Here is a 5,941-nt window from a genome sequence, read left to right as displayed (position 1 = left end):
TTTTTACTATTCTTCATAGAAATGTTATAATATTCTGTATATAATTGTGTTCTGATAGAGGAGGACCTATGAAACGGATTCCGTTAGTAACACTATTAGTTGTGGCCTTGGCAATGCTGGTGGCAGGTTGTGGATTGCTTTCACAAAAAACAGAGCCCACTAGTTCAGCGCCACCAGCAAAAGAAGTTAAGATGGTACATCCATCGGGCATTCCTGTCCTTATGTATCATAAAATTGGCGACGATAAAGATAATGATGCGGTTATTCGTGAGGATTTATTCAGAGAACAAATGAAGTTCCTCAAGGATAATGGCTATAATCCATTGACGATGGACCAATTGTATGAATACGTTGTAAATGGTGCTGCAGTGCCAGAGAAACCAGTTGTATTAACCTTTGATGACGGATATGCTGATACGTATTCTATCGTATATCCACTTATGAAAGAATATGGTTTTGCAGCTACTGTGTTTATCAATCCTGGCGATGTAGGCACTCGGTTAACTTGGGATCAAATTCGTGAAATGCATAAGAATGGTATCACCATTTCTAATCACGGGTTCCAACATATCGAAATGGGACAATTGTCTGAAGCTAAGCAAATAGAAAATATTACGAAGGCTCAAGAAGCTCTTGCAAAAGAAGTAGGTATCAAGGATAATCCTTGGTTCTGTTACCCTTATGGAGATAAAAATGAATTTACCGATGCGGCTACTAAGAAAGCAGGCATTAAAATGAGCATGGCCATGAAATCTGGCTGGGCCCATACTGGTGATAATCCATATAATATTTTGCGTGTTTGGGTCGGTAATGCGGTAGATATCAAGCATTTTGAAGAACGCATTAGCACCGAGCATTTCACTGATTTATAAGGAGAAATACATTGTTCAAAAAGAATTGGGTAAAGTTCATCATCATGGTGTTCTTATTTACCGTTGTGACCTCACCGTTCGTGGTGCTCTTTGGACCATTTAATAATGTAAAGCGCGCTGTTATCGGTGCTATATTGCAATCTCGCCATCCTCATTACATTACGTGGCTATTTAATGAAGAAGAACTACAATCTATTTTAGGTACTGTTGGCGTGGTGAAAAGCCAAGATTTATTCAAGTTTAATGCCCGTGAAGACAAGTCTTTGAACCTTGAAAAGATTCAGTCTGCTCGTTATGTAGGCTATATCTTAGAAATTCCAGATCCTCGTCGTATCCAAGTAGGTACTGCGGCTAACATTCAAGAAAAGGGCGATACTACAAGTAATATTGCTAAAATGAATAATGCGGTAGCTGCTATCAACGGCGGTGGTTTCCACGATCCTAATGGTACTGGTACAGGTCGCTTGCCTTATGGCTTTATCTTGCATGATGGAGAATATGTTATCGGTAAGGATGTAGGTCCTGATGAAGCAGTAGACTTCGTAGGTTTCTCTAAATCTGGTAACCTTATTGCTGGTAATTATGATAAAACTCAACTTGGTGATATGAAAGCCATGGAAGGTATTACCTTTGGTCCGCCTCTTATCGTAGATGGTAAGAAGATGATTACTGAAGGTGATGGCGGATGGGGTGTTGGCCCACGTACTGCTATCGGTCAAAAGAAAGACGGTACAGTGTTATTCCTCGTAATCGATGGTCGTCAACCAGGGTACTCTATTGGAGCTACCTTGCGTGATGTGCAAGATATTTTATATGAAAAAGGCTGTTATATTGCAGCGAATTTAGATGGTGGTTCTAGTTCTACCCTATACCTCAATGGTAAAGTAGTAAACAAACCAGCCGATTTGTTAGGGGAACGCATGATCCCAACGGCGTTTATCGTGAAATAGGAGGACACATGAAACCTTTTACGCGTGTACTGAGCGCCTTTGCGGTAGGTATTCTTCTGCAAGGTGGGGTGTACCTATACCTTGATCAATATATGTTTGCACCGACTACGGATTTTAATGTAGCCGGCGCGTCTAAGGATGATACTAAGAACTTTCCTGATGTAAAGGAAGGGACTAAATATGTATCTTATGACCGTCAGTTCATGGCGGTTGTTACTGAAAGCTCTTTAAAAATTTATAAGGCTAATGAAAGCAAGCCTACAACGATTGATTTGAAGGGCCGTTCTATTAGTTACTTCAGCTGGATGCCTGACCGTAACTATGCTATCATGGGTCTATATGACTCTAGAGAGGTTGTTATGGCCCGTCTAAATGCGGACGATCCTGAACATGAAGTAGATACAAAACTTGAAGATTTGCCTCGTAACAGTAAAATCGTAGATGCTGCATATTCCGAAGCGACAAACGTTGTTTACATGAAGGTAAAGGTTCAAGAAAACGCATATCGCATTTATCGTACCGATGCTAACTATGATACGCGTCGCGTTTATATGCAAGCTACAGATATTGGTCATATCGGCGTATTCTATGATGAAGATAGATTCTTCTATGATAATGTCAAGACTGGGGATATCTTCATGTTTAATGGTATTGAAGGTGGTTGGCGTGTTATCAATCCACCAGGACGATTCCGCTTAATCGGTGTTGATATGGATAAAACTATCTATATTGCTCGTGTTGATGAGGATAACAATGCCTTAACTGTTTACACTGGTAAACTCGGTGTAGGCTTCAAACCAGTTTATAAATACAATCATCCAACAACATTCAATGAATTAACATTGTCTGATGTAAAAACTATCATTAAGGATGGTAGTGACGAAACTACGAAGGTAACAGAAGATGATACATCTTCTAAATCTTCTAGTGATAGCAAAAAGAAATCTTAAGAAAAAGCCTTTATAATGATTCATTATAAAGGCTTTATTCCTATACTAGTTTGTACTAAAAGGATATATATGAATATATTATTTGTACGACTCAGCTACATAGGCGATATACTACATGCTACACCTGCAGCACGCTGGATTAAAGAGCACTATCCAGAGGCAAAGCTCCATTGGATTGTAACACCTAGTATGGTAGAACTTTTAAAAAACAATCCCTATGTAGATGAAATCATTCCATGGGAACGGGATGAATACGAAGCACATTCTAAAAAACTACATATTCCAACGATGTGGCGCATGTGGTGGGAACTTAGAGATAAGTTGAAACCATATAAATTTGATGTGGCTGTCGATGTACAAGGGCGACTAATAACAGGGCTCGTTTTATTAGCATCAGGTGCACCTATTCGCCTTGGCCTTGGTGGTACAAAAGAACTAAATTGGCTGTTTACAAACTACAAAGCAAAGCCAAGTACGGATCATGTTATCAAGCGATATATAGAGGTAGCAGAATTACTGAATATTGCCGTTACAGAGCATAGTGACCTAAATGTATCCAGTGCTGTTTCTGAGGATAATGTAAAACCTTGTATAACAAATGGGGCAGCTGGTAAAAAGCTATACCACATGGACTTTTTTGTGCCATCTGATTTGCAAGTTTGGGCAGAAGAACAGTGGAAATCAATTAGTTATGACACATCTTTGGAGCGTAGCAAAGTTGAAAAGCCACTACGTGTAGGTCTTGTGTTGGGCACGTCCTGGGTGACGAAAGAGTGGCCTCAAGAGAAATGGTATTCTCTTATTAAATCCTTTCAGTATAGAGCTAATTTTGTTTGTCTAGGTGGTCCAAAGGAGGCTACTCAATACAAACCATTGATGGATTCCTTAACAGCTGATGGCCTTGATAAAATTATGCTAAATATGCTGGGTAAAACCACACTTCAAGAGGTAGGGGCTTTAATTGAAAGTTGCGATGTAATAGTGACTGCTGATACAGGATCATTACATATTGCATTGGCTTTAAATAAACCAGTAGTAGCATTATTTGGCCCTACGGATCCTAAACTGTGGGGTCCATTAACGGGAAACTTTAAGGTTCTTGTTAATGATGAGTTAGATTGCTTAGGTTGTCGTAAACGACGTTGTCCTAAGCCTGATCAATATTGTATGTCTGGTATTGACTCAGTACGAGTGAAAAAGGCGATTTTCGAATTGATAGGAGATAAACATGGCAAAGTTTAAAATTCAAAAAGGTTTATCCGATGCGGATATGATGAAAAACTTTAAAGATACTGAAAATTTTGAAGATACTATGCTAGATATGGAACGTTCTGCAAAGAAACCTGTAGTACATCAAAGTACAAAACAAAAGGAAGATGCATTTTATCGTGAATTCCTTACAGATAAGGTAGAAACATTAATTGGTAAAATGTTGCTCGACATTAAGATGGAATACTTTAAAGAAGGGGAAGGGGACTTCTCTATCCAAGTCAAAAGAGATGGTAAAAATATTGTTCTTGAAACAGCACCTAAAAAGGTAAAACCTGAAAAATAACATGATAAAGAGCATTTAGTAAAAGAATCTACCTATAAAAGGTAGGTTCTTTTGTATATTTATAAAATGTAGAAGTAAGGGGGTTATTATCAATAAAATTGATAAGGTTATAAGTGTACCGATGATTGTCGAATTACTAGATTTATAAATACCGATATATTTTGAAAGCTGATAAATAATAACTAAAAATTATTACGAAATAAATTTTTGTTTCTCATTAAAAAGAGCAATTAATAAGAAGAAGATTTGATTAAAAATACACGTTAAACTCTAGCTTTTTAGCACTTTATTGTGAGTTCCATCACGAAAAAATCATAAAAGAATACATGAAATCATGAGTAAATTGCATAATGTGGTTGTTGACAAAGAATTCTATAAGTAGTCTAATATAAGTATGTCTTAACGATTTGTAGAGTATTTGCCTGTGTGAGCAAGTTCTACAAAAATCGTAAAAAAATAGGTATGAGATAGTTGTGTGGTGGATGTATAAAATTACATACACAAAACTATTTCGATTTGGAGGATTAACATGGCTAAAAAATTAAGAATCTGCGAAACCGTTCTTCGTGACGGTCATCAATCTATTTTGGCAACTCGCATGCGTTATGAACAAATGGAACCAGTGCTTGGCCTTTTAGATGAAATTGGTTATGAAGCTCTTGAATGTTGGGGCGGCGCTACTTATGATAGCTGTCTTCGTTTCTTGAATGAAGATCCATGGGAACGCCTTCGCAAATTAAAAGCTAATGTAAAAAATACACCACTACAAATGTTACTTCGTGGTCAAAACTTGTTGGGCTACAAACATTACTCTGATGATGTAGTGGAAGCATTCTGTAAAGCTGCTGTAAAAAATGGTATTGACCGTATCCGTATTTTCGACGCATTGAACGACCCTCGTAACATGGAAGCTGCTATTAAATATTCCAAAAAAGCAGGCGCACACGTTCAATCCGCAATGGTATATACTATTTCTCCAGTTCATACAACTGAAAGCTTCTTGAAAGTAGCTGAAACATTGGTAGAAATGGGTACTGATTCCCTTTGTATCAAAGATATGTCCGGTTTGTTAGGACCTGCTGATGCATATGATTTAGTTTCCACATTCAAAAAACGTTTTGGTGAATTGCCAATCGACTTGCACAGCCATTTCACTTGCGGTCTTGCAAGCACTACATACTGGGAAGCTGCTAAAGCTGGTGTAGATATCATCGATACTGCTATCTCCCCATTTGCTCATGCAACTAGCCAACCAGCTACTGAAACTATGATCGAAATGTTCAAAGGTACTGAATGGGATCTTGGCCTTGACCTTGATAAATACATTCCATTAGTTGACCACTTCCGTAAAGTAAAACAACAAATCGCTGAAGAATTCAACTTGAAACCAGCTAGCGATGTAATCCCAGCTGTTCGTCGTTACCAAATTCCTGGCGGTATGTTGTCCAATACTCAAAACCAATTGAACGAAATGGGTATGGGCGATCGCTTCTTCGACGTTATGGATGAAATGCCACGCGTTCGTGAAGACTTGGGTTACCCTCCATTGGTAACTCCAACATCCCAAATCGTTGGTACAATGGCTATGATGAACGTTATGATGGGCGACCGTTA

6 protein-coding genes are annotated in these 5,941 nt (G+C 38.3%); all 6 read left to right on the top strand.

Going from position 1 to position 5,941, the window contains the following annotated elements:
* The first annotated feature begins 68 nt into the window (after nucleotides 1-68).
* Nucleotides 69-872, top strand: coding sequence for a polysaccharide deacetylase family protein (locus QZ055_RS07710; protein WP_295825793.1), 804 nt, complete (start codon nucleotides 69-71; stop codon nucleotides 870-872).
* A gap of 11 nt (nucleotides 873-883) precedes the next feature.
* Nucleotides 884-1,822 carry a phosphodiester glycosidase family protein gene (locus QZ055_RS07705; RefSeq protein WP_213467690.1) on the top strand — a complete coding sequence of 313 codons (939 nt, stop codon included), beginning with the start codon at nucleotides 884-886 and terminating at the stop codon, nucleotides 1,820-1,822.
* 8 nt (nucleotides 1,823-1,830) lie between these two features.
* Entirely contained in the window at nucleotides 1,831-2,772 is a 942-nt protein-coding gene (locus QZ055_RS07700; protein WP_213467691.1) for a hypothetical protein, read from the top strand.
* Nucleotides 2,773-2,841: 69 nt separating this feature from the next.
* Nucleotides 2,842-4,014 carry a glycosyltransferase family 9 protein gene (locus QZ055_RS07695; protein WP_295825791.1) on the top strand — a complete coding sequence of 391 codons (1,173 nt, stop codon included), beginning with the start codon at nucleotides 2,842-2,844 and terminating at the stop codon, nucleotides 4,012-4,014.
* On the top strand, nucleotides 4,001-4,327 hold the full coding sequence (locus QZ055_RS07690; protein WP_285365662.1) for a hypothetical protein: 327 nt from the start codon (nucleotides 4,001-4,003) through the stop codon (nucleotides 4,325-4,327). The genes QZ055_RS07695 and QZ055_RS07690 overlap by 14 nt, the downstream gene beginning before the upstream one ends.
* 529 nt (nucleotides 4,328-4,856) lie before the next feature.
* A partial coding sequence (locus QZ055_RS07685) for a pyruvate carboxylase subunit B (RefSeq protein WP_295220864.1) occupies nucleotides 4,857-5,941 on the top strand: 1,085 nt, incomplete at its 3' end.

This window comes from uncultured Veillonella sp. (assembly GCF_905209685.1).
Classification (GTDB): domain Bacteria; phylum Bacillota; class Negativicutes; order Veillonellales; family Veillonellaceae; genus Veillonella.
The sequence above is the reverse complement of the archived record's forward strand: the minus strand, read 5'-3'. Positions and strand labels throughout refer to the sequence as shown.

Excerpts from the sequence above, each read along its gene's own strand:
- QZ055_RS07710 (WP_295825793.1), top strand. The coding sequence starts at position 69 with ATGAAACGGATTCCGTTAGTAACACTATTAGTTGTGGCCTTGGCAATG.
- QZ055_RS07700 (WP_213467691.1), top strand. The coding sequence starts at position 1,831 with ATGAAACCTTTTACGCGTGTACTGAGCGCCTTTGCGGTAGGTATTCTT.
- QZ055_RS07695 (WP_295825791.1), top strand. The coding sequence starts at position 2,842 with ATGAATATATTATTTGTACGACTCAGCTACATAGGCGATATACTACAT.
- QZ055_RS07690 (WP_285365662.1), top strand. The coding sequence starts at position 4,001 with ATGGCAAAGTTTAAAATTCAAAAAGGTTTATCCGATGCGGATATGATG.